This window comes from Neobacillus sp. 204 (genome assembly GCF_046562815.1).
Lineage (GTDB): Bacteria > Bacillota > Bacilli > Bacillales > Cytobacillaceae > Neobacillus.
On the sequence record NZ_JBJORY010000001.1, the window covers coordinates 281299 to 305079 of the forward strand.

25 protein-coding genes and 1 pseudogene are annotated in these 23781 nt (G+C 37.2%); 16 read left to right on the forward strand and 10 right to left on the reverse strand.

Going from position 1 to position 23781, the window contains the following annotated elements:
• The first annotated feature begins 245 nt into the window (after positions 1 to 245).
• On the forward strand, positions 246 to 1079 hold the full coding sequence (locus ACJ004_RS01435) for an undecaprenyl-diphosphate phosphatase (protein WP_410890772.1): 834 nt from the start codon (positions 246 to 248) through the stop codon (positions 1077 to 1079).
• Between the two features lie 236 nt (positions 1080 to 1315).
• A complete protein-coding gene (locus ACJ004_RS01440; protein WP_410890773.1) occupies positions 1316 to 1744 on the forward strand; it encodes a CotY/CotZ family spore coat protein in 429 nt (142 codons plus the stop codon).
• Positions 1745 to 1791: 47 nt separating this feature from the next.
• On the opposite strand, the gene ACJ004_RS01445 is transcribed toward ACJ004_RS01440, so the two are convergent.
• Positions 1792 to 2505 carry a glycerophosphodiester phosphodiesterase gene (locus tag ACJ004_RS01445; RefSeq protein ID WP_410890774.1) on the reverse strand — a complete coding sequence of 238 codons (714 nt, stop codon included), beginning with the start codon at positions 2503 to 2505 and terminating at the stop codon, positions 1792 to 1794.
• A 339-nt stretch (positions 2506 to 2844) separates the two neighbouring features.
• Here ACJ004_RS01445 and ACJ004_RS01450 point away from each other — a divergent pair, with 339 nt between their 5' ends.
• A complete protein-coding gene (locus ACJ004_RS01450; RefSeq protein WP_410890775.1) occupies positions 2845 to 2937 on the forward strand; it encodes a YjcZ family sporulation protein in 93 nt (30 codons plus the stop codon).
• Positions 2938 to 2971: 34 nt separating this feature from the next.
• Positions 2972 to 3094, forward strand: a complete 123-nt coding sequence (locus ACJ004_RS01455; protein WP_410890776.1) for a YjcZ family sporulation protein — start codon at positions 2972 to 2974, stop codon at positions 3092 to 3094.
• Between the two features lie 19 nt (positions 3095 to 3113).
• On the opposite strand, the gene ACJ004_RS01460 is transcribed toward ACJ004_RS01455, so the two are convergent.
• The 3 genes from ACJ004_RS01460 to ACJ004_RS01470 form a co-directional block, all read right to left on the reverse strand.
• On the reverse strand, positions 3114 to 3536 hold the full coding sequence (locus ACJ004_RS01460) for a YkvA family protein (RefSeq protein WP_410890777.1): 423 nt from the start codon (positions 3534 to 3536) through the stop codon (positions 3114 to 3116).
• A 122-nt stretch (positions 3537 to 3658) separates the two neighbouring features.
• The gene (locus tag ACJ004_RS01465; protein ID WP_410890778.1) at positions 3659 to 5398 is read right to left on the reverse strand and encodes an AAA family ATPase; all 1740 of its coding nucleotides are present in this window, start codon (positions 5396 to 5398) and stop codon (positions 3659 to 3661) included.
• A gap of 142 nt (positions 5399 to 5540) precedes the next feature.
• A complete protein-coding gene (locus tag ACJ004_RS01470; RefSeq protein WP_410890779.1) occupies positions 5541 to 5801 on the reverse strand; it encodes a hypothetical protein in 261 nt (86 codons plus the stop codon).
• A gap of 199 nt (positions 5802 to 6000) precedes the next feature.
• Here ACJ004_RS01470 and ACJ004_RS01475 point away from each other — a divergent pair, with 199 nt between their 5' ends.
• From ACJ004_RS01475 to ACJ004_RS01490, 4 genes are all read left to right on the forward strand, one after another.
• Positions 6001 to 7581: a peptide chain release factor 3 gene (locus tag ACJ004_RS01475; RefSeq protein ID WP_410891256.1), complete on the forward strand. Its 1581-nt coding sequence runs from the start codon at positions 6001 to 6003 to the stop codon at positions 7579 to 7581.
• Positions 7582 to 7780: 199 nt separating this feature from the next.
• On the forward strand, positions 7781 to 8248 hold the full coding sequence (locus ACJ004_RS01480) for a hypothetical protein (protein WP_410890780.1): 468 nt from the start codon (positions 7781 to 7783) through the stop codon (positions 8246 to 8248).
• A gap of 267 nt (positions 8249 to 8515) precedes the next feature.
• Positions 8516 to 9262 carry an RNA polymerase sigma factor SigI gene (sigI, locus tag ACJ004_RS01485; protein ID WP_410890781.1) on the forward strand — a complete coding sequence of 249 codons (747 nt, stop codon included), beginning with the start codon at positions 8516 to 8518 and terminating at the stop codon, positions 9260 to 9262.
• Positions 9259 to 10428 (forward strand): anti-sigma factor domain-containing protein, encoded by a 1170-nt coding sequence (locus ACJ004_RS01490; protein WP_410890782.1) that lies wholly within the window; start codon positions 9259 to 9261, stop codon positions 10426 to 10428. Before sigI ends, ACJ004_RS01490 begins: the two co-directional genes overlap by 4 nt.
• Positions 10429 to 10471: 43 nt before the next feature.
• Here ACJ004_RS01490 and ACJ004_RS01495 read toward each other — a convergent pair whose 3' ends face one another.
• From ACJ004_RS01495 to ACJ004_RS01510, 4 genes and pseudogenes are all read right to left on the reverse strand, one after another.
• The gene (locus ACJ004_RS01495) at positions 10472 to 10675 is read right to left on the reverse strand and encodes an alpha/beta-type small acid-soluble spore protein (protein WP_410890783.1); all 204 of its coding nucleotides are present in this window, start codon (positions 10673 to 10675) and stop codon (positions 10472 to 10474) included.
• 155 nt (positions 10676 to 10830) lie between these two features.
• Positions 10831 to 11019, reverse strand: a pseudogene (locus tag ACJ004_RS01500) (glycolate oxidase); the annotation flags it as partial.
• Complete coding sequence (locus ACJ004_RS01505) at positions 11004 to 11504, reverse strand: sugar diacid recognition domain-containing protein (RefSeq protein ID WP_410890784.1); 501 nt, start codon at positions 11502 to 11504, stop codon at positions 11004 to 11006. The gene ACJ004_RS01505 and the pseudogene ACJ004_RS01500, both read right to left, overlap by 16 nt.
• 106 nt (positions 11505 to 11610) lie before the next feature.
• Complete coding sequence (locus ACJ004_RS01510) at positions 11611 to 11967, reverse strand: DUF3905 domain-containing protein (protein ID WP_410890785.1); 357 nt, start codon at positions 11965 to 11967, stop codon at positions 11611 to 11613.
• Between the two features lie 135 nt (positions 11968 to 12102).
• Here ACJ004_RS01510 and ACJ004_RS01515 point away from each other — a divergent pair, with 135 nt between their 5' ends.
• Both ACJ004_RS01515 and ACJ004_RS01520 read left to right on the forward strand, forming a co-directional pair.
• Entirely contained in the window at positions 12103 to 12264 is a 162-nt protein-coding gene (locus ACJ004_RS01515) for a hypothetical protein (protein ID WP_166257651.1), read from the forward strand.
• Positions 12264 to 12401 (forward strand): hypothetical protein, encoded by a 138-nt coding sequence (locus tag ACJ004_RS01520; protein WP_410890786.1) that lies wholly within the window; start codon positions 12264 to 12266, stop codon positions 12399 to 12401. Before ACJ004_RS01515 ends, ACJ004_RS01520 begins: the two co-directional genes overlap by 1 nt.
• A gap of 18 nt (positions 12402 to 12419) precedes the next feature.
• Here ACJ004_RS01520 and ACJ004_RS01525 read toward each other — a convergent pair whose 3' ends face one another.
• Entirely contained in the window at positions 12420 to 14165 is a 1746-nt protein-coding gene (locus ACJ004_RS01525) for a B12-binding domain-containing radical SAM protein (RefSeq protein ID WP_410890787.1), read from the reverse strand.
• 123 nt (positions 14166 to 14288) lie between these two features.
• Positions 14289 to 15980, reverse strand: a complete 1692-nt coding sequence (locus tag ACJ004_RS01530) for an L-lactate permease (RefSeq protein ID WP_410890788.1) — start codon at positions 15978 to 15980, stop codon at positions 14289 to 14291.
• 318 nt (positions 15981 to 16298) lie between these two features.
• Here ACJ004_RS01530 and ACJ004_RS01535 point away from each other — a divergent pair, with 318 nt between their 5' ends.
• The 6 genes from ACJ004_RS01535 to ACJ004_RS01560 all read left to right on the forward strand — a co-directional run bounded on the left by ACJ004_RS01535 (position 16299) and on the right by ACJ004_RS01560 (position 23757).
• Positions 16299 to 17027, forward strand: a complete 729-nt coding sequence (locus tag ACJ004_RS01535; protein ID WP_410890789.1) for a FadR/GntR family transcriptional regulator — start codon at positions 16299 to 16301, stop codon at positions 17025 to 17027.
• A gap of 174 nt (positions 17028 to 17201) precedes the next feature.
• Positions 17202 to 17918, forward strand: a complete 717-nt coding sequence (locus ACJ004_RS01540; RefSeq protein WP_410890790.1) for a (Fe-S)-binding protein — start codon at positions 17202 to 17204, stop codon at positions 17916 to 17918.
• Between the two features lie 33 nt (positions 17919 to 17951).
• Positions 17952 to 19376 (forward strand): LutB/LldF family L-lactate oxidation iron-sulfur protein, encoded by a 1425-nt coding sequence (locus tag ACJ004_RS01545; RefSeq protein ID WP_410890791.1) that lies wholly within the window; start codon positions 17952 to 17954, stop codon positions 19374 to 19376.
• A gap of 2 nt (positions 19377 to 19378) precedes the next feature.
• Complete coding sequence (locus tag ACJ004_RS01550; protein ID WP_410890792.1) at positions 19379 to 20098, forward strand: LutC/YkgG family protein; 720 nt, start codon at positions 19379 to 19381, stop codon at positions 20096 to 20098.
• Between the two features lie 351 nt (positions 20099 to 20449).
• The gene (locus tag ACJ004_RS01555) at positions 20450 to 21463 is read left to right on the forward strand and encodes a 2-oxoacid:acceptor oxidoreductase family protein (RefSeq protein ID WP_410890793.1); all 1014 of its coding nucleotides are present in this window, start codon (positions 20450 to 20452) and stop codon (positions 21461 to 21463) included.
• On the forward strand, positions 21463 to 23757 hold the full coding sequence (locus tag ACJ004_RS01560; RefSeq protein ID WP_410890794.1) for a thiamine pyrophosphate-dependent enzyme: 2295 nt from the start codon (positions 21463 to 21465) through the stop codon (positions 23755 to 23757). The genes ACJ004_RS01555 and ACJ004_RS01560 overlap by 1 nt, the downstream gene beginning before the upstream one ends.
• The last annotated feature ends 24 nt before the right edge of the window (positions 23758 to 23781 follow it).

Below are 23781 nucleotides of genomic sequence, written 5' to 3' on the forward strand. Positions count from 1 at the left end.
GGCATCGCTTCTTTTTGCTTGCCGCTTTAAAACAATATTTAGTGAATTTACTGTAAGAGATTACATTTCTAATATCTATAAAAAAATACATGAAACTATTAATAGAGTAGCTTCGTTATTTAGAGTGAAGGGGAAACTGGAATTTAATAAATATTGCATTGTTATTGTTTAATGAGTAAAATGGATGAGTTATACAACATAATCCGATACAAAACTTTTACAACAAGGTTAGGAGATAGACAGAAATGGATCTACTTATGATTATTAAAGCTATTATTCTTGGATTGGTAGAAGGTTTAACAGAGTTTGCACCTGTATCATCGACTGGGCACATGATTATCGTGGATGATATGTGGCTGCAATCTGAAAAGTTTTTGACTCAGCATGGAGCTAACACATTCAAAGTCGTCATCCAACTTGGTTCGATATTGGCAGTTGTTGTTACCTTTAAAGACCGCTTTATAGATTTATTAGGATTAGGTCGCTTCAGAAAACACGCAACAACTGCAGGCCATGGTCGTCTTAAACTTTCCCAAGTTATTGTGGGATTAATTCCTGCCGGTGTTCTTGGCGTTCTTTTTAATGATTATATCGATGATCATTTATTTTCAACCGCAACTGTTTTAATTGGCCTAGTAATTGGGGCGGTCCTAATGATTCTTGCTGACATTTTTGGTCCAAAACTACCGAAAGTACAAACAGTTGACCAAATTACTTATAAGCAAGCATTGACTGTTGGATTGTTTCAATGCTTTTCACTTTGGCCAGGGTTCTCTCGTTCTGGGTCAACTATTTCAGGCGGGGTTCTGATGGGGATGAGTCACCGTGCTGCAGCTGATTTTACTTTTATTATGGCTGTACCGATCATGGCAGGTGCTAGTTTTCTCTCTTTATTAAAGAATTGGGAATATATGACTCTAGATGCCATGCCGATTTTTATAGCAGGATTTATTAGTGCGTTTATTTTTGCCCTTTTGTCTATTCGCTTTTTCTTAAAGCTTATTAACAAAATAAGATTGTTGCCATTTGCAATTTATCGTATTTTGTTGGCATTGATCCTCTATATCATCTTCTTCTAAATTAAGTCTTAGAGTAATAATTCCAAATATAAAACTGGCAGTGAAGAAACATGGAGTTTCTTTACTGCCAGTTTTTTTGTTTGTATACCTATATATTTTTAGCACGGTAAAAGCCTATCTAAAAATAATTAGTTACTTACCTGTTTTTTCATAAGAAAGTTGCCTATACCAACATTTCTCAATAGAATATTTTAAAATTAGGGACAGTTGAGTGGTGACAAGGGAGGAGGGAAAACATGGGGAAAGAACGGTGTGAGGAGCACTGTTTATGTGTTGAAATGGAACAACTTCTTGAAGAACAACAAAGATTAGTCTTAGAAGATTTTCGATTTGTGTGCGATAAGATTGGATATGATACCATTCCGTTTGTCCTGTCAAATGGAAAATGTGCATTTGAGGTTTTTGGAAGAACAAGGAATGGTCATTTTTTTACTACACAAGTGTTCCGAATAGAAAATATCGATTCAAGACATTGTTGTGCAACATTATCGCTGCTAATGCCAGTAGATATGGATGGGTATCCAGTGGAATTTTGCGATGAGGTTTTTTCATTGGTAAGAACAGATACCTGCATTATTGTTGATTTGTCTTGTTTTTGTAGTATTAAACCTTTATCACCTAAACTAGTAAATCGGGAACTGCCCATTGTTGAACCAAAATGTTAAAAAAGAACAAAAGAGGGTCTATTTAAAATAGGCCCTATTCCTTTTCCTTAAGATAAATCTGGAAAGTCACTGACAATTCCTTCGACATGTAAATTTTTTAAAGTTTTTAAGTCATTCTTTTTTTTCACTGTCCAAATAATCGTTTTGAAGCCATGGTGGTGAATTCTTTTAATCATCCGCTTATTCACCATGGTTATTTTGGGATTTACATACGACACATAGCCAGCAAACGACTTTAAATTCCTATTAGTAATAATCTTCACACCGGAATGCTTAACCAACACGCCAATTGGAATGGAAGGAAGAAGTTCATGAAAACGTTTAAGAGCTTCCCGATCAAAGGATTGAACAATAATTTGCCTGTCACCTGATGTTAACTCTCTTTTCTTTAGTTCCTCCGCAAGTTTTTCCTCAATTAGGGGATAAAGCGATGGTTTTTTTAATTCAATTAGAAAACCAATCTTTCCAGTAAACTTATCAAAAACCTCTGACAGAGAAGGTATTTTCTCGCCCGCGAATTTACGATGAAACCAACTGCCTGCATCAAAACTTTGAATTTCTCGTAAGGTAAAATCCCTTACTCTCCCTTTACTATTCGTTGTCCGGTTAACTGTTGAATCATGAATCACAACCAATTCACCATCTTTTGTCATCTGAATGTCGAGTTCGAGGTAATCGGCTCCTAATTCGATCGCTTTCGTAAAGGATGAAATTGTATTCTCTGGACAATATCCTGCTGCACCTCTATGGCCAATTTTCAAGGGGGAGTGCTCTTCAGTTTTCACACAAATCCGAGTAATTGTCCGATAAAATACCATGAAAAGTATGAACAATAAGGTTGCGGCGTTCCTCAAGTTAGGGGCTCCATTCTATATTTATTTGTGAACATGGTATGAAAAATAGAAAAGAATGTCAATTGAAGAAGGATAAATTTGTAAAAAATATTTTTTTCAACAGATGTATACCTTTTTGTACTTGATTTTGTACCAAGAATGGGCTTCTTCTTTTTTTTCAAAACTGGGTATTTTGGATATGTGTCTATCGCACATTTTTCACCTAGTGAATAGGATATATGGAATTAAGAAAAGGAGGTAATGTACATGTCAGGTGCAGTTGGTGTCTACGGCGGCGGATTTGCCCTTCTAGTCGTTTTATTTATTTTGTTAATCATTATTGGGGCTTCATGGTGCTAAGAATTTGATTAAGATAAAAAGGAGGTCTTGAAAAATGTTTGGTTATGGTGGATATTGTGGATACGGCTATGGTGGATGCGGTTATGGCGGCGGTTTTGCTTTAATCGTAGTATTATTTATCCTCTTGATTATTGTAGGGGCAGCTTGCTTTAGATAAAAATATTAGACCCGCTTGGTTAATCAAGCGGGTCTTTATTCGCAAAAAGTTCTGCTCTTTTCCATTTACTAAAAGCCTCTAATTCGGTGGAAATTTTCTTTACAGTATAACCAATTAAAGCTGCATCATCAAGGATGCCAAGACCAATGATGAAATCTGGTACTAAGTCAAGTGGCGAAACAAAGTAAATCAAGGTACCAATGACGGTGAGGATGGTGCTTGGCGAGACATTTTTATATTCACCTTTTGAATATGCTTTAACTAATTCAAAAAATAATTGCAGCTTTTCCCAAACTTCTCCTAAATTTTCTTTCTTCGCATTCGCCATTTTTATCGCTTTGTTAAGTAAGCCTTGTGTCTTCTGGGGACTGACAAGGTATTCCTTTGCTTTGTCATTATATTTATGCTGCTCATTTTCAAAAATCTTAGTTTTTCCGAACAAATCATTCACTTCCTTTTTGGTGAAGTCAATGCTTAGTTTACCACCAAATCAAAAAAACATTAGATAATTAACATAAACAAAACCAGGTGCTCGAAATAACACCTGGTTTTTCGTAGCTTTAATTATACTAATACCATGTTGTCACTTAAGGTCGCTTGGGTTCCGGAAACAATATCTTCAATTTCTGAGCCTTCTAGTGTTTCTTTCTTTAATAAGGCATCGACTAATTGTTGATACTGATATGGATGACTCTTAATAAGATTTTCTGCTTTTTCTAATGCTTTTTCAAATAGTTCTTGCATCTTTTCTTCTTTATCTTGTTTATTGAAGGTCAAGGTAAAACCTTCTTGGAGCATTCCGGTATCAACCATTTGTTCGATGATTTGTTTTGCCTGCCCGACGTCGCCGCTTACACCGATGCTGTGTTCTCCTAGATGCATTCTTTCTGCAACCCCACCAGCTAATATCATTGCAACGCGCTCTAAGAGGTCACTGGTTGTCGACAAATGCAATTCCTTTGGAATTGGTGCTACATAGCCTAACGCCTCACCACGAGGGATAATGGTTGCTTTTCTAACTGAACCTGGCTTTGTTAAAGAGGCTACAATAGCATGACCGGCTTCATGAATGGCGACTCTCCGTTTAGTTTCATAATCTTGTAATGATCGGGAAGTGTTTCCTAAGATCGTCCGATCAAGTGCATAATCAATGTCTTGTTTTTGGATCATATCTTGGCCGTTCCGAACGGCTCTTCTGCTTGCCGTTTCAAACAAAGACTGAAGTTCCGCCCCAGAGAAGCCTGAAGTGCTTTCTGCTAATTCATCTAAGTGTGCAAGAGCATCCTTGGAAAATGATTTATTTTTAGCATGAATAGCGATAATTTCCCTTCTTCCTTTTGTATCTGGAAGTGGTACATGGAAGGAGAAATCGATTCTTCCCGGACGAAGAAAAGCTTCATCCAGCATATCTTTTCTATTGGTCGCAGCAATAAATAGAATCCCATCATTAGGATGACCGCCATCCAGTTGCACAAGTAATTCTGTTAAGGTTTTTTCTGCTTCCTCTCCACCATGTGCCTTTCTTTTAGCAGCTAAAGCATCCACTTCATCAATGAATATAACGGCAGGACCTTCTTTTCTTGCGGCTTTAAACAAGGAACGGACTCGGCTGGCCCCAACGCCGATAAACATTTCATTAAATGCCGAACCGCTTGCCGAAAAGAAAGCAGCATTTAATTCACGGGCGATTGCTTGAGCAAGTAAGGTTTTGCCAGTACCCGGAGGACCATATAATAGAATCCCTTTTGGTGGTTTAATGCCTAATTTTGCGGCACGGTCCGGTTCTTTCAGGGTCGAAACGGTTTGTAATATTTCTTCCTTCATTTCATCCCCGATTCCTCCTACATCTTTAAAACTAATGGAAGGAAGTGTACGAGACTTGGCAACACTATTTTTCATTGAATTATTTAATCCAAAGCCGCCTTTTGTTTTTTGAAGAGCGAATGCTGCACCTGCCAGCAGGAGAATTACACCGCCGAGAATCCATTTTCCATATTTGCTGCTTGTTGAATAGGAGTATTCGATATTATATTTAACAACTAACTTATCTATCATTTGGCTATTTGGAGGAACATGGGAAACAAATACAGCTTCCCCTGCATGTATATAAAGACTTCCATCTGGCTTTTCAATTATTTTAACTACCTTTCCTTGTTGAGCTTGAATGGTTTTCTCAACAGAAGAAAACGGAATAGCTACTTCTTTATTAGTGGACTGAATAATCCAGACGATTCCTGCAATAACTAATATTAACGCTGCAATTAGCGGAACAAACTTAGAAACTTTTTTTATATTAGGCTTCATTTTTCTTCATCTCCTTAAAAGGGTCATACTCTATTATAAAGGGATTTCCAGAAAAATGGATGTGGGAATCGTTGGGAAACATAAATACCTTCATCACAAAAAAATACACCAGCACAATAAGTGATGGTGTGATTTATAAAAGCTATGACAATAGGCGAAGATGTGGAATGATTGGCATTAATACACTTTGAGCAATTGTTCCAATACTTGCACCAATACTTGAGGCTTTACTCCATTTAAAAACATGAACTTTTTCATCTTTTCCTTCATACAAAAATAGTAGTTGTTCGTCTTCTTCAGCAATTCCAATTTTTTTATAAGGAATTTTATTCTCGGTGAGTACAATTTCAAAGGCTTTATGCAATAAATTCAAGGTTTGCTGATCAATTTTAGTGATATCCAATCCTGTTACCTCCGGTTGTGGTTATGTATTAACGGTTCTTGTTTTCATCATTACCGCTTCCTTTCATTATATTCTTTCTGTGCATTGGGATAAAGAAATAATCGCTTTTACTCAATTGAAATATTGCAAAGTTATCGCTGGAGAGATAAGATTGAAGTTATGGACAAAAATTTTTATTGTCAAAAGAGAGGAAAACGAAATGGGTAACAATTTTAAAGAAGATGTATTGTCACGCCGGACATTTGCGATCATTTCCCACCCAGATGCCGGAAAAACCACGCTAACAGAAAAATTATTATTATTTGGCGGTGCTATCCGAGACGCCGGAACTGTAAAAGCGAAAAAAACAGGAAAGTTTGCAACAAGTGACTGGATGGAGATTGAAAAGCAACGGGGAATTTCAGTAACCTCCAGTGTAATGCAATTTGACTATGAAGGATTCCGAGTTAACATTTTGGATACTCCTGGGCACCAGGATTTCAGTGAAGATACGTACCGTACCTTAATGGCTGTTGATAGTGCTGTTATGATTGTAGATGCTGCCAAAGGGATAGAGGCACAAACACTCAAGCTTTTTAAAGTATGCCGGATGCGCGGTATTCCTATTTTTACATTTATGAATAAACTTGATCGTCAAGGCAAGCCGCCACTTGAACTGTTGGCTGAATTAGAAGAGGTACTTGGTATAGAATCATATCCAATGAACTGGCCGATCGGGATGGGAAAAGAATTCCTTGGAATTTATGACCGCTATAATAATCGAGTGGAACAGTTCCGTGTAGATGAAAAAGACCGTTTTATTCCCTTAAATGATGACGGGGAAATAGCTGGAGACCATCCACTAAAAAAATCAGGACTTTATGATCAAACACTAGATGAAATTATGCTCCTCAATGAGGCTGGAAATGAATTTTCAGCGGAAAAAATCGCAGCAGGTAACTTGACGCCGGTATTCTTTGGAAGTGCGCTAACTGCCTTTGGTGTTCAGACATTTCTTGAGTCTTACCTAAAGTTTGCTCCGCCGCCAATGGCGCGTAACTCGACTATTGGGGAAATTGATCCGTTAGGAGAACAATTTTCAGGTTTTGTGTTTAAAATACAAGCCAATATGAATCCTGCCCACAGAGACAGAATTGCTTTTGTACGAGTGTGTTCTGGTAAATTTGAGCGAGGAATGACAGTGAACATTCCACGTTTGAATAAACAAATTAAACTTTCGCAATCAACATCATTTATGGCCGAAGAACGAAATACCGTAGATGAAGCGGTTAGTGGGGATATTATCGGCTTATACGATACCGGTACCTATCAAATTGGCGACACATTGACTACGGGGAAGAATGACTTTCAATATGAGAGACTCCCTCAATTTACACCTGAATTATATGTAAGAGTTTCTGCTAAAAATGTCATGAAGCAAAAATCCTTTTATAAAGGAATTCAGCAGCTTGTCCAAGAAGGAGCGATTCAGCTCTATAAGACAATTAAAACGGATGATTATTTATTAGGTGCAGTTGGTCAATTACAGTTTGAAGTATTTGAACATCGGATGAGAAATGAATATAATGCTGAAGTTTTAATGGAACGCATGGGTTCAAAAATTGCTCGTTGGGTAGATAGTGAAACGGTTGATGAAAATTTATCAAGTTCCCGTTCACTTTTAGTTAAAGACCGGTATGAGAACTATGTATTTTTGTTTGAAAACGACTTTGCTCTTAGATGGTTTCAAGAGAAGAATCCAACAGTTAAACTCTATAATCCAATGGACCAAGAAAATTAAGAAAAGTGGCGGAATAAAAACCCGCCACTTTTTTATTTGCACACAAGCTGTCATTTTGCGAAAACATACTTACGGATTTTGAAGAGGAATTAAAGTTGGGAAAAATTATTGAATATCCGCTATTTTTTGGCATATTTGGTTAAGCTAAGTTGAGGTGTTTTTTAGTTAAAAAATATGCCATGAGAAGCGGGATTGTAAGATGAAAAAGATGAGCAAACACGAAGCGGTTTTATGGAATATTGCTTTCCCTGGTTTTAGTCAGGTGCTAATGGGTCAATATATTAAAGGGATCTTATTTGTTGTATTAGAAGTAATGATAAATGCCTTTAGTCATTTTAATTTGGGGATTATGTATAGTTTCTTAGGTGAAATTGATCAAGCAGAAGCGGTTATTAATTATCAATGGCTTATGTTTTATCCATGTGTCTATATGTTTTCCATGTGGGATGGTTATCGAACTGCTATGCCTGAAAATGAAAAAAACTCGTATTTACCATTTGTCTTCAGTGCCTATTTTGTTACTGTTGGTTTAATGGTGTCACCTAAGGTTACGATTCTTCAAATTCACCCTGGTCCTGTATTTTTACCGATGTTGTTTTTGATTCCTGGGTTATTCGTTGGTTTTTTGATTAAATATTTACTGTCATTAAAGCTTTCAAATCATTAAAAAGCTTCAAATCAGGAGATTCTGGTTTGAAGTTTTTTATTGGGAAAAATTTTTTAAATTGAACCCCCACAAATTGCTTAAGGTGAATCGTAACTATGTAGTAAAAGCTTTCAAAAAGAATGATCAGACAGAAAGGAAGTGCAATGGCTTTAAAAAATAAAATAGGTAAAGAAAGCCTTTTTGTTCTTCTTTTTTCTAAATGCTTACCTCCAAAAAAAGTCCAAGATAACGCTCGTATGTTATAATGGGTCGAATAGAGGTGAGCATATGCTAGGTTTATTGTTTATGGCCAAAAAGAAAAAGAAAACATTGGAAGAAACGGTCCTGCTAATTCAACAAGGTGACCGTTATTTACTTGATGAAATAATTAGATCCTATAAACCATTTATTGCTAAAACAGTATCTTCTGTATGTAGACGATATATTTATGAAACCGATGATGAATTTAGTATTGGTCTCATCGCATTCAATGAAGCGATTGAGAAATATTCAAAAGAGCGAGGAAACTCCTTATTGAGTTTTTCCGAAGTCATTATTAAAAGAAGAGTAATTGACTACATCCGTAAACAATCTAAAAATCAACATCTAAGTTTTGACTTGACTAATGATACTACCGATGAAGAAACCGCAGGAACAATTATTGTTAACGAACTCTCACTAGATGATTACCAAAAAAAGAATGATGAACAATTAAGAAAGGATGAGATTGTTCACTTTCAGAAATTATTAACCACCTTTGATTTGAGTTTTAATGACTTAGTTGAAAATTCACCTAAGCATTTCGATGCTCGCAAAAACGCAATTATTGCAGCAAAAATGTTAGTAGAAAACGAAGAATTAAAAGAAATGCTGTTTACTAATAAACGTCTGCCCATTAAACAATTAGAAAAAATGGTAGATGTCAGTAGAAAGACGATTGAACGAAACAGGAAATATATTATCGCAATTGCACTTATTTTAGCGAGTGATTATGTTTATATGAAAGATTATATAAAGGGGGTGCTTGATACATGAAAAAGGGAATTATAATGGAAATTGATAATGAATTCCTTACGTTGTTGACCCCTGAAGGTGAATTTTTGCATTCAAGGAAACAAAATCTTCCATATGTGATAGGGGAAGAAATTCACTTTTTTCCTTTGGAAAGGGTTAAAACTTCAAATTCTTTTAATCCGTTAAAAAATATTATTAAATGTAAACCGGTATGGGCACTTATGGCTGCATTCGTAATTTTGTTAGGCTCATTTTTTCCAATGTATCAAAATAATAAGGCATACGCATACATGTCCATTGATGTTAATCCTAGTATCGAGCTTGCTGTTAATAAAAAAATGGAAGTAGTTAAGATCACAGGATTTAACAAAGATGGTAAGAAAATTGTCTCTCATCTGAATAACTGGAAAAAGGAAAATGTTTCCAAATTAACACAAACGATCATAGCTGAAATGAATAAAGAAGGCTATTTGAATACTAAAGAACAAGTAATCATCTCCACCGTTCGGACCGAAGAACCCGATGTTAAGGTGGAAAAGAGACTTAAAGAAAGCATTGAAGAGATTAAAGAATCAGTAGATAAACAAAATATTGAACTAACTTTTACAACTGCTACGGAGGAAGAATGGAAGAAAGCGCATAAACTTGGTATTACACCTGGAAAATACCAAGCTTCTACTAATGGAACAAGTACAGTGAAACCAAACAAGAAAGAAAAACCAGCAGATAGTAAAGTAATACTTACCAAACCTAACGACTCCATTCCTTCAGGACTTATAAAACAACACGCAGAAAATAAGGCCATCCAGAATAAAGGGATTGCAGATATGAAAAAGCAATCTGAAAAGCAATGGATCAATGGAAAATCAAAATCACCTGGTCAATTAAAAAAGATTGATGAAAATCAATTAAAACAAAATCAGGGGCAGCCTAAAAAGCAAAATAATCAAAAAGAAAAAACATCAGTGAACAAAAAAGTTCTGAACCAAGAAGAACAAAAAGAGAATGATAGTCCTGGAAATACTGTCAAAAATAACAACAACAAAAATAACAGCAACAAAAATAACAAGGAAAAAAAAGACAACCAGCTTAAAGGGAAAAATAAAGAAAAAGACACCCATAAAAATGATGAGCAAAAAAATAAAAAATCAGATGGAAAAAATAAGAATAGTCATAAGTATAAATAAAAGTCCGGAAATAATTCCGGACTTTTTGTCCATATTTATGAAGTTATTTTTGTGGGAATTGTCCAGATAATTGTGCTTGTGCTTGTTGTACTAGGCGTTTTGTAATTTCGCCGCCTACAGATCCGTTTGCTCTTGAAACTGTATCTGATCCTAAGTTAACCCCAAATTCTTGGGCAATTTCGTATTTAACTTGATCTAAAAATTGTTCAACCCCAGGTACTAACAACTTGTTTCTGCTATTAGCCATTTTTTTCAACTCCTTATTTTCGGTACAGAGATAAATAAATTTCCTCTGTATAAGTATTATTAATATAATTTGTTGTTTTATTAGTGGTAATGTTTTTCGTTATTGGATAATTATTTTGAAAACATAATAAAAAAGAGCCAAACGGCTCTTTTCTATTACTCCTTTACAGCCTCCAATAAAAGATCAACGATGTGTACACCTCTCATTTTCTCAGAGAGTCCTTCCTTTTCAATCCCAACCTTCATTTGTAATAAGCAACCGGGGTTAGCAGTAACAATGGTCGAGGCAAGTGTGTCTTTTGATTGCGCCATTTTATAATTGAGCATTTTCATCGACATTTCTGTTTGGCCACAATGTCAATGGAGAGAAGTTTTGCTCTGTCTAAGAAAGAGTGATTCCACTCTTTTGCTTGAACCCAATCCATTACAAATGATTCTACTGCTCGAGTATGCCAATCAAACTGTTCGGCATAATAATTTTCGCTTATCAAAAGTTCTGTCATTTTTCGGATTACTTCACTAAAAGGGGTAACTTTATTTGGTTCGCCAGTAATTCCAATTACTCCAATTACATCATGCTGGAAGAAGATAGGTAAATTTATCCCTGCCTTTACACCAGATAACTTTAATTGATCTTCAGCTGTAATAATCAACTTGCGTTTTTTTTGTAAAGCGATCAAGGCTCCTTCATGGAAAGTCCCGACTCTAACTGGGTCAGTACTTGCAATAATAAACCCCTCTGTGTTTACTACAATAATATCTTCACCGATTAACTTCTGGACTTCTCGGACAATTTTTTCAGCTAATTCAGGTATTAACAATAATGGCACCTCCGGAAAACTGCTGATTTTATTATATCAGTGATTGTTTGGGGGTGTCTGATAAAAAAAGGACACTCTGAGTGGTGAGACCCAGAGTGTGCTGAAAATTATTTTATCAATCAGTTCCTTGACTAACATCTTTTGAGGGGTGCATAAAAGGATAGGCTTGTGGTTTCTTTTTACTTTCCAATAACTCACGATTTTCTGATGTGTTCCAGCCAATATCATTTGTAGGATGAACCCATTCATCCCCCGCCATGGTTGAGGGGTCCGTATCTTTTGTCCAATTTTCTAATGGTGAATTAGGAGAGGCATAAATACTATCACCAATAGTTACACCGTGTTTATTGACAAAAGGCGGCTCCATTTTTATGCCAGTACCTTCGAAGCTTGGGGCACTAATTTGATGTGGCATTGTTTCATTCATACTTACTTGATCTACAGTCTGTGTATTCTTTTTCTCTTTTTTCATGTTTGCTTCACTCCTGTTTTTTCTTATTTTCTTCGAGTCCTGTAATTTTATTTATGAAAAATAAGGAAACGAATGATTACCTCTAAATTGTTCAAAACTAAGGATGTAAGATTAATTTTTAAGGGAGGATTATATATGGCTAAGCGTAAAGCAGAATTTGATGCAGTCGAAAAGTACACAAAAACACCACATAAAAATGTCCAGGAAAGCGAATTTTCAGCGGAATTTACCGATAATAACAATGCTATTAGGTTTCAAAATCGAAATTCAAAATTAGGGAAAAAGGGTAGAAGTTAATGAAAAGTCGCCGTAAAACTCCACCACGTATTCCTACTGAAGAATTCAGCATCGAATTTGGCGATGTTAACGGCACAAAATTATATGATATTTTGCGGGTATCTGAAAAAGAGAAGAAAAACAAAAAAAAGAAATAAGCCGGCATTGCCGGCTTATTACCTTTCAAGATATGAAAAGATAAGTGTTCCACTTTTAATGGGATCAAAATAAGCTAATAGACAGGAAGGGTGTTTAGAAATCTTCCCAGTTGATTGAAACTCTGCTAAATCAAAGGATAGTTCTTCCAGCATCGTATGTTTAAATAATTCCTTTTCATCTAGATGAAGGTCAACAAACGATTGCCCTAAAATGGATGGATGTTCGGAAATTTGTTTGTAAATTTGTGTTCTCTTTTCTTTGTCAAAGCTTACTTCCCACCATGGTTTTCTCGGTTTATATTTATGGTTTTTGAGATAATCGTATTTCATAAGGCCAACTATTGCCTCAATGTCACTAACGTCCAAGTGTTCCAAAAAGGTATATAGTCTGCGGAATAAGTCTTCCAGTTGATGACCAATTCTTGACCAGCCTTGGGTTTCCCAGTAAGAACCAAACTGCTGGAAGAAGTCAAACGGTGACGGGAAAACATTTGTTATTAAATATTCAACCGTTGTATCCATCCGGTGGTCATTCCAGTACTTTTCCAACACATCCTCGACCTGCTTAATTCTAACGATATCATCAAAGGAAAGCACGTTATTGCTCAAGATTTCGTATGGTGAATGATCCATATAAATATAGTTGTGCTCGTCAGCACGAAGTCTGACCCCTGTTCCTCGGAGCATTTTCAAAAAACCTAATTGCAGCTCCTCTGGACGCAACTCGAAGACATCATTAAATGTCTTTCGAAATGAATGATAGTCTTCCTCAGGTAAACCAGCTATTAAATCTAGATGCTGATCAATTTTTCTACCTTCCTTTACCATCGAGACAGTTCTTGTCAGTTTCGAAAAATTTTGTTTTCGCATCACGAGTTCATTTGTAAAGTCATTAGTTGATTGGACACCGATTTCAAAGCGGAAAAGTCCTGCTGGTGCTTCTTGATTAAGAAATTCAATAACTTCAGGGCGCATGATATCTGCCGTGATTTCAAACTGAAAGACGGTTCCAGGGAGATGTTCATCAATTAAGAAACGGAACATTTCCATTGCATAACTCCTGCTAATATTAAAGGTTCGATCGACAAATTTAATTGTTTTGGCTCCATTTGCCATTAAATATCGTATATCGTCTTTAATTTTTTCACGATCGAAATAACGGACACCAACTTCAATCGATGACAAACAAAATTGACAACTAAATGGACAACCACGGCTTGTCTCAATATAGGTGACTCTTTTACCTAAATGAGCAATATCCTCAGGGAAACGGTAGGGTGACGGTAATTCCTTAAGGTCCAGCTTATTCATTTGGGGGGTAATGACAACCTGCTGATTATCACGGAAGGCAATGCCAGGTACTTTGTTATAATTATGGTTTTTTTGGATTTCAGCTAAAAGTTGTTTAAAGGTTTGTTCACCTTCACCCATCACAATAAAATCCACGTCAGGTATTCTCTCCATCCATTCACGCGTATCATAAGTAACTTCAGGACCGCCTAGAACAATAACAAGCGATGGATCTACTTTTTTTAACAGATTTACTACTTTAATCGTTTCTTCAATATTCCAGATGTAACAACTAAATCCAATCACTTTTGGTTTCTGTTGATAAAGATCAGTAACGATATTTAGGACAGGATCCTTTATAGTATATTCTTTGATTTGTATATTAAAATCCGGTGCGGCATAAGCCTTTAAATAACGAATCGCTAGGTTCGTATGGATAAACTTAGCATTCAAGGTAGAGCAAATAACATTCATATGAATACTCCCTTTAAGATAAATGAAAACAATATTCTATTATAGCCTATTTTAGACAAAAAAAGAAGCAAGTCATACAAAAGACCCATGCTGTTTTGGGCATGGGTCTTGACGAACTATTTATTAAGGAATCATAAAACTTAGAAAATGACTTTGAACAAAGGTCATAATCCCAATAATGATTACTAGGAAGAAACTATGTTTGATTGTAAAACGGAACAAGTCGGATTCCTTTCCTGCAAGACCTACAGCGGCACAAGCAACGGCAATGGATTGTGGTGAAATCATTTTTCCGGTAACACCACCTGATGAGTTAGCCGCGAGCGCAAGCACTGGGTCCATTCCGACGGAAGTTGCTGTGATTTTTTGGAGGTTACCAAATAATAAGTTTGCAGAAGTATCAGAACCAGTAATGAACACTCCAAGCCAGCCAAGGAAAGGTGAGAAAAACGGAAATAGTAATGAACCAGTTTTGGCTAGTGTCATTCCGAGAGTTGTACTCATTCCAGATGAATTGGTTACATAAGCGAAACCAACAACGGCTGCAATTGTAATTACTGGATATTTTAATTCATTAATGGTTTCTCCAAATGTAGCAATCCAATTTTTCCAAGAGATGCCGACAATGAATTTTGTTAAGATTGCCGCGATAAGGATTGCTGTACCTGCGGCACCAAGAAGTTCAAGTTTATAAATTGCAGGAATCGGTGCATCAGCCGAGTTGATTATTTTATTGTTAATTAATGGAACATTTGGAATAAATGTTAGTGCATGTCCGATGGTATTAATAGCTTTTAAAATTGCATTTGCACCTTCATAATGGCCAGTTAACGCAAGTTTAACTGTCGGCATGCCCCATAATGTAATAATTGCAGTTAATAATAGGAAAGGTGACCAAGCCTTGAAAATTTGTCCACCCGTATGTTTTACTTCTTGGGTTTTAAGTTTCCTTGCTGATGTAGCAGCAAGTTCTTGCTCAGAAGTAAAACGGAAGATAGTTTTTGGTTTCCAGAATTTTAAGAAGACAGCAAGTGCGAATAATGAAACCAAGGCTGATAAGATATCGGGAAGTTCTGGTCCCATAAAGTTAGAAGTAAAAAACTGAGTACCAGCAAATGCTACTCCTGAAACAAGAATCGCTGGCAGTACCTCTTTTGTCTTTTTCCAGCCTGCCATGATAAATACAAGATAGAATGGGATAAAGACTGATAGAAATGGCAACTGGCGGCCAACCATTTTGGAGATCTCTGTGGCGGCAATACCAGTTGGACCTTCCATGGCAATGATAGGGGCACCAATAGCTCCGAAGGCAACAGGTGCAGTATTAGCAATAAGACAAAGCCCTGCAGCATATAAGGGATTAAACCCTAAACCGACTAAAAGTGCAGCTGATATGGCAACTGGTGCTCCGAAACCTGCAGCACCTTCAAGAAATGCTCCAAAGGAAAACGCTACCAATAAAGCTTGCAAACGGCGATCCTCGGTAATAGAAACGACGGAAGTTCGAATAATATCAAATTGTCCTGTCTTTACAGTTAGTTTATACAGGAATACTGACGTAATGATAATCCAGCCAATGGGCAGTATACCATAAACAGCACCTTGTGAGGCAGACATAAATGCCATACCCGCTGGCATTTTATAAGCGAAAATTGCAATCACTAAGGCAATTGCAAGCGTCGATAATCCAGCTAGATAGCCTTTCATCCGTTTAATAGCTAAAGCCCAGAAAAAGTAAAGAATAGGAATTAGTGCAACAACCGCGGAAAGTGCGAGATTATCTCCCACAGCGGTAAAATTTTGAGTAAATGTCATATTAGCTTAATCCCCCCGAATTAGCTTATTTTAATTTGTTCCCTAAGTAATAATGTCTACCCTCCTTTATATGAGTAACCGCTTTCAAATGGTGATTAGGTCATCAGATGATTAGATGTTCATGCTGCTAAAAAGAATTATATGGACGAATTGGTAAAATTTCAATCTTTTTTTGCAAAATTTATTTTTTACGATATTATCACGTTATAAATAGCGGAAAGCTTTGTTGAGTAGAAAATAGATTACAGATGCAGATTTTTGAAAAAACTGTATAATAAAGATGCGTCTGAGAAACGAATGTTGTAAGGGGCTGGATTAGTGAATTATAAAAAAATAAAACCCAAAAAAATATATGAAGAAGTAGCAGAGGCTATTTATGAAATGATTCGAACAGGTCAGGTTAAACCTGGTCAAAGACTGGATTCTGTCCAACAGTTGGCTGAAAATTTCCAAGTGGGGCGGTCTGCCATCCGTGAAGCTTTAACTTCATTGAGAGCGATGGGGCTTGTTGAGATGAAACAAGGGGAAGGCACATACATAAAGGAATTTGAAACAGACCAAATTACTTTTCCACTATCGACAGCGATTTTAATGAACAAAGAAGATATTGCCCAACTATTAGAGGTTCGTAAGATTATTGAAATTGGTACTGCAGCGGCGGCGGCTAAGAAAAGAACGAGTCATCATTTGGAAATGATGGAGAAAGCGCTTGAAGAGATGAAGAGTGCACAAGGGAATGAAACACTTGGAGAAAAAGCAGATCTAGAATTTCATTTAGCCCTTGCAGATGCTGCACAAAACTCTTTGCTGCTTAGCTTAATGAATCATGTCTCTGGATTAATGGGTGAAACCATGAAAGAAACACGGAGGGTTTGGCTCTTTTCCAAGCAAACCACTGTGGAACGCCTTTATGAAGAACATAAGGAAATATATGAAGCAATTAAAGAGCAAGATGAAGAAAAAGCTCGGAAGTTAATGCATGTTCACTTGGAAAATGTGGAGGCCATACTGCAAAAGTATTTTCAATCTGCTCATTTATCTATATAAATTAGTACTATCAAATATAGTGAAGTAAAAAAAAATTTTGTGGAAGCACTTTCAAAAAGAACTACTTTTATTGTAGTATGATAAATATAAAAAAGTAGTTTTTTTTCATCGAGTCATCAGATGACCAGTTCATCAGAAGGTTAATGAAATTTGATTTAGGAGAGGAAGACAAACATGAAGGTTACACTTTTTGCAACTTGTATTGTAGACATGTTTCAAAGTAATGTAGGGAAAGCCACGGTCGAACTACTTGAAAGACTCGGATGTGAAATTGATTTTCCTGAATCACAGGTTTGTTGTGGTCAACCGTCATATAACAGTGGGTATGTTAAAGAAACAAAAGAAGCAATGAAACGGATGATTGACACATTTATAGATGCTGAGTACGTTGTATCTCCATCAGGGTCGTGCATAACGATGTTCCACGAATATCCTCACATTTTTAAAGGAGATCCTGTTTGGGAACCAAAAGCAAAAAAATTGGCTGAAAAGTCATTTGAACTTACACAATTTATTGTTGATGTTTTGAAGATTGAGGATGTTGGTGCTCGCTTTGAAGGAAATGTAACCTATCATACCTCTTGTCACATGACAAGATTATTAGGTGTTAAAAAAGCTCCTATGATTCTATTAAGTAATGTAAAAGGTCTAAAATTCACTGAACTACCTGGAAAGGAACAATGCTGTGGGTTTGGTGGCACCTTTGCCGTTAAAATGGCGCAAATATCAGAGCAAATGGTGGATGAAAAAGTCCGCCATGTGGAAGAAACTGGCGCTGAGTATCTAATTGGTGCCGATGCAGCCTGCTTAATGAACATTGGCGGACGGATTGATCGTGTAGGAAAGCCAATCAAGGTGATGCATATTGCTGAAGTATTAAATAGTCATTGATTTATTAATCTAGAAGGATGGAGGAATAGCTGTATGGCAATGAAGATTAGCACGGATCAATTTAAAGAACGTGTTAGTAAAGGGATTCATGATGACTTCATGCGTGGTGCCGTTGCTGGAGCACAAGACGGTATGGGCGTAAAAAGACGTTTGGCAACTGAGGAATTAGGAAATTGGGAAGACTGGCGCTCGCATGGGGAAGAAATCCGTCAACATGTACTTGAAAACTTAGACTATTATTTAGATCAATTAAGTGAGAATGTGGCCAAACGTGGCGGTCATGTATTTTTTGCACAAACAAAAGAAGAAGCAAACGAATATATACGAAGTATTGTCAAAAAGAAGGAAGCCAAGAAAATTGTTAAATCTAAATCAATGGTTACTGAAGAAATCAGTTTAAATTCCATACTGGAGCAAGAAGGCTGTGAGGTAATCGAAACCGACTTAGGTGAATACATTTTGCAAATTGATGACCATGATCCTCCATCACATATCGTCGTGCCAGCATTGCATAAAAATAAAGAGCAAATTCGAGACGTGTTTACGGAAAGGTTAGGTTACACCAAAACATCAAAACCAGAAGAATTAGCATGGCATGCACGTGAAATGCTCCGCAAGGAATACTTATCAGCAGACATCGGAATTACTGGCTGTAACTTTGCTGTTGCAGAAACGGGATCTTTTAGCCTCGTAACGAACGAAGGAAATGCTGATTTAGTAACAGCATTACCTAAAACGCAAATTACAGTTATGGGAATGGAAAGATTGGTCCCAACCTTTGAGGAGATGGAGGTTTTAGTTAGTTTATTAACTAGGAGCGCGGTAGGTCAGAAATTAACTAGTTATATAACTGTATTAACAGGACCGAGAGAAGCATTGGATGTTGACGGTCCGGAGGAATTTCACCTTGTCATTGTTGATAACGGAAGATCCAAGATTCTTGGCGGAGAATTCCAGTCAGTATTACAGTGTATCCGTTGTGCTGCATGTATTAATGTATGCCCAGTCTATCGACATGTAGGCGGACACTCCTACGGCTCCATTTATTCTGGTCCCATCGGCGCAGTCCTATCACCATTATTAGGCGGATACGACGAGTTTAAAGAATTGCCTTACGCTTCGACCCTATGCGGTGCTTGCACAGAAGTATGTCCAGTAAAAATACCGTTACATAACCTTCTGCATAAACACCGTGAAGTTATTGTTGAAAAAGAGGGAAAAGCACCAATTTCCGAAAAGCTGTTAATGAAGGCGTTTGGATTAGGGGCAGCATCACCAATCATGTACAATATCGGGTCTAAGCTGGCACCCGCTGCTATGAATCCTTTTACAGTTGGAGAGAAGATATCAAAAGGACCAGGTCCGTTAAAGGCTTGGACAGATATTCGAGATTTTCCGGCACCAAATAAAGAGAGATTCAGAGATTGGTTTAAAAACCGTGAAAAAGGAGGTAAATAATCATGGTTGGGACGATTCACAATCGAGATAAATTTTTAAACCAAATTGCGAGCCGTCTTGGACGCCCGCGAATTTCCTCCCAGGTTGAAAGGCCGACTTGGAAATTTCAGCCCCAATATGACGTTTTAAAAGATGCTAGACAGGACGAGTTATTAGAGGTGCTAAAAGAACAATGTAAGAAAATTCATACAAACCTTTATGTTACTGACAGTAAAGATTTATCATCGACTCTAAATGAAGTAGTTTCAGGATATGGGGGCGGCCCAATTGTAACATGGAAAGATAAACGCTTTTCAAAATGGGGGCTGGATGCACTGTTAAAAAAGGAATGGCCAGCTCAAAATATTGAAGTTTACGAATGGGATCATAACAAAGGGAAACAAAACATCGCTAAAGCTGAAAAGGCGAATGTGGGAATAACAATTAGTGAAGTAACACTTGCTGAATCTGGTACGGTTGTGTTGTTTAGCGATGAGAATAAAGGAAGAACGGTCAGCTTTTTACCTGCTACTTATATTGCCCTTGTCCCGAAAAGTACTCTTGTTCCACGGATCACACAAGCTGCTCAAAAAATGCGGGAGATTCATAAGCGTACTGGTCATGTTGCTTCGTGCATCAATTTCATAACAGGGCCTAGTAACTCTGCGGATATTGAATTGAATCTTGTCGTTGGAGTGCACGGACCAGTAAAGGCATCGTATATTGTCATTAATGATCTATAAATATTTCTAAAGGTCTGTATCCTAATATCGGGGTGCAGGCCTCTTTTTATTTTTTTTCTTGTTGTTATATAACAAAAAATAATCTGTTATATAATTATAAACTGTTGTTTAAATCATATATAGTAACGTTTATGAGATAAAAAATTGATGTGTTATAAAACTTTTTTCACTGTGTTTGACTTTTATCACAGATTAATAAAAATAATTGTCTTACAATGATTGAGGGGAGTTAAATTTTCTGTCTATTTCTATAATATTTTTTACGAGATGTCTAGCTGTTGTGCCTATGGACTCAGGGTTATAAGCCCCAAGTCAAGGTGCTTCAGCTTTTCAAAATTGGGGAGGGACATTATGTCAATTTTACCGAAAAAAAACGAACTAGGATTCTTTGAAATTCGTTTAGAATCAATTGGAGGACTCGGAGCTAACTTAGCTGGAAAAATGTTAGCGGAGGCAGGCGTTCTAAGTCTTGGCTTAAAGGGAGCTAATTTTTCATCTTACGGGTCAGAAAAAAAGGGTTCTCCAGTTAAGAGCTTCATTCGCTTTTGTGAACCAGATGTAGAAATTCGCGACCATAGTCCAATTGAACAACCACATATTGTTGGTGTTTTCCATGAAGCATTATATAGAACGGTTAATGTTGTCAGCGGATTAAATGCTGATGGAATCGTTCTAGTTAATACATCTAGAGATTTTGATGACGTAAAAAAGGATTTACAATTGGAATACGGAACACTTGCAATTGTAGATGCGCTATCCATTGCCGTTGAGGAAAAAACTAAAGTAAATACAGCCATGCTTGGTGCACTATATCGTATTTGTGACTTTTTAGATCCCGAATCAATGAGAGATGTCATTCGGAAAACGTTTACGAAGAAATATCCGCATCTTGTTGAACCAAATATACGTACCTTTGACCGCGGTTACAATGAGGTTCAATTTAAAACATATGAAGTACCAGCTGGGGCAGAAGGGAAAGCCTTTACACGTCCATTGCCACTGCTAGGATACATGACTCAGGAAATTGGTGGGGTCATGGTTTCTCAAGCTAATAGTATTTATAAAGATTTAAGTGGTTCACGCCAAGGATTCCTTCCAGAGTTCCAACAAGACAAATGTATTCACTGTGCAGCTTGTGACAATGTTTGTCCGGACTTTTGTTTTGTTTGGGAAGAAGGAGAAGATAAGCGTGGCAGAAAACAAATGTTCCTTCAAGGTATTGATTATCAATACTGTAAAGGCTGCCTGAAATGTGTGGAAGCCTGCCCAACAGATGCACTAGGTGATCTTCGCGAATTACTTGGGTATGCAGATGACCATCGTGTAAAGCAAAACTTTCCTTATATTGCAGGAGGGGTCCAATAATGGCTATTTTAGAAGATAAATTAACAACCAAAGAAGTTGCAGAACAAATTTCAACATTTGAATCTGGAAATGAAATGGCTGCAATGGCTGCAGCACAAATCAATTATCATATTATGGGCTATTTCCCAATTACCCCTTCAACAGAAGTTGCACAATTTTTAGATCAAATGAAAACACGTGGAGAACATGATATTAAGTTGATTCCTGCAGATGGTGAGCATGGTTCAGCAGGTATTTGTTATGGGGCAGCGGCTACAGGTGCACGGGTAATTAATGCAACAAGTGCAAATGGATTCTTATATATGCTTGAACAAATGCCAGTACAATCAGGTACTCGCTTTCCTATGGTGATGAACCTAGTTACTCGTGCTGTAAGTGGTCCACTAGATATTCGCGGTGACCACTCCGACTTGTATTATGCTTTAAATACCGGCTGGGTAATATTAACTGCAAAAACACCTCAAGCTGTTTATGATATGAATATCATGGCGTTAAAAATTGCGGAACATTCTAAAGTTCGTTTACCAGTTATTGTAGCTTATGATGGATTCTTTACATCCCATCAAAAACGTCGCGTTGAATTCTTTAAAGACCGCAGAGTTGTGCAGCAATTTGTGGGTGAGTGTCCAACAGATTACAACTTTGTTAGAGATTTGAGGGAACCAGTAACGATTGGTGCCCATATGAGTGGTGATGATTTCCTCAACAATCACTTCCAACAGTCAGAAGCAATGTACAATGCTGGCGAAGTATTTAAAGAGGTTGCTGAAGGATATGCGAAGCTTTCCGGAAGAGAATATCCTGTATTAGATTTATATAGAATGGAAGATGCAGAAGTAGCACTATTCCTATTAAACTCTGCTGCTGAATCTGCTAAGGATGTTGTGGATCAACTTCGTGCAAAAGGAATTAAGGCCGGGGTTATCAGCCCGAACATTATCCGTCCGTTCCCTGCAAAGGAAATTCGTGAAGCACTTAAGAATGTAAAATCCTTATTGGTTGGGGAACGTGCGGATTCCTACGGGGCAAATGGTCCTAACCTTACCCATGAAGTGAAATCTGCACTTCAAGATGACAAAGACAACAAGACGATTGTGTTGAGCCGCGTATTTGGTCTTGGCGGTAAGGATTTCTATGCAAGTGATGCACAGGCTTTTTTCGATATGGCACTGGATACAATGGAAAAAGGCTACGCCGAAAAGCCATTTGATTACTATGGTCATATCCCTGGCAACGCAGAGAAAATTCTTAAGCCAGTCATTTTACCACAGCATGGTGATGTCTTTAAAACCGGATTAATCGATGTGAAAATGGATGAAGAAACAAATAAATTAAAGGTGAAAATCCCACCGCTGCGGGCCTTAACTGGTAAACCAAAACGAATTGCTTCAGGTCATGGGGCTTGTCCAGGCTGCGGAATTTTTGCAGGTCTTGAGTTGTTCTTTAAAGGAATTGAGGGAGACATTGTTACTCTATTCCAAACAGGCTGTGCGTATGTAACAACAACATCCTATCCAAGTACATCCCATAAGCAAACGATGATGCATAATTTATTCCAAAACGGTGCTGCTACGCTTTCAGGTACTGTTGAAGCGTTCATGGAATTAAAACGCCGCGGTGAAATTGAGGTATCGGATGATGCTACATTTGTGATGATTACTGGTGATGGCGGGATGGACATTGGTATGGGATCAGCTATCGGTACGGCTCTTCGTGGTCATAAACTAATTATGCTTGAATATGATAATGAAGGTTACATGAATACTGGCTCACAAATGTCCTATTCGACTCCTATTGGTCATATGACAAGTACTTCAGGTGTAGGAAAAACACAGCGCGGAAAGGCTTTCCATCATAAAGATACAGCGCAAATTATGGCATCTACCAATATTCCATATGTGTTTACTGGTTCCGAAGCATTTCCGCAGGATTTAGTTAAAAAAGGTGCGAAAGCACAATGGTATGCACAAAATGTAGGTACTGTTTATGGGAAACTTCTCATCACATGCCCACTTAACTGGAAATCTGATGATCGTTTCGGCACAACCATTATCGAAGCTGCTGTTAATTCTTGTTTCTTCCCGCTCTATGAAGTGGAGCAGGGTGTTACAACTATTACTTACAATCCAGAAGACAAGAAAAAACGCATTCCGCTTTCGGATTGGTTAAAATATATGGGCAAAACAAAACACCTTTTAAAAGATGAGAACAAGCCAATGCTAGAAGAGTTTGAAGCTGAGGTTGAGAAAAGATGGCAGCGTCTAAAAGCAAAGGATGAAAATCCAATGCTGTAAATAGAAGAGTATCTTAAAAACACT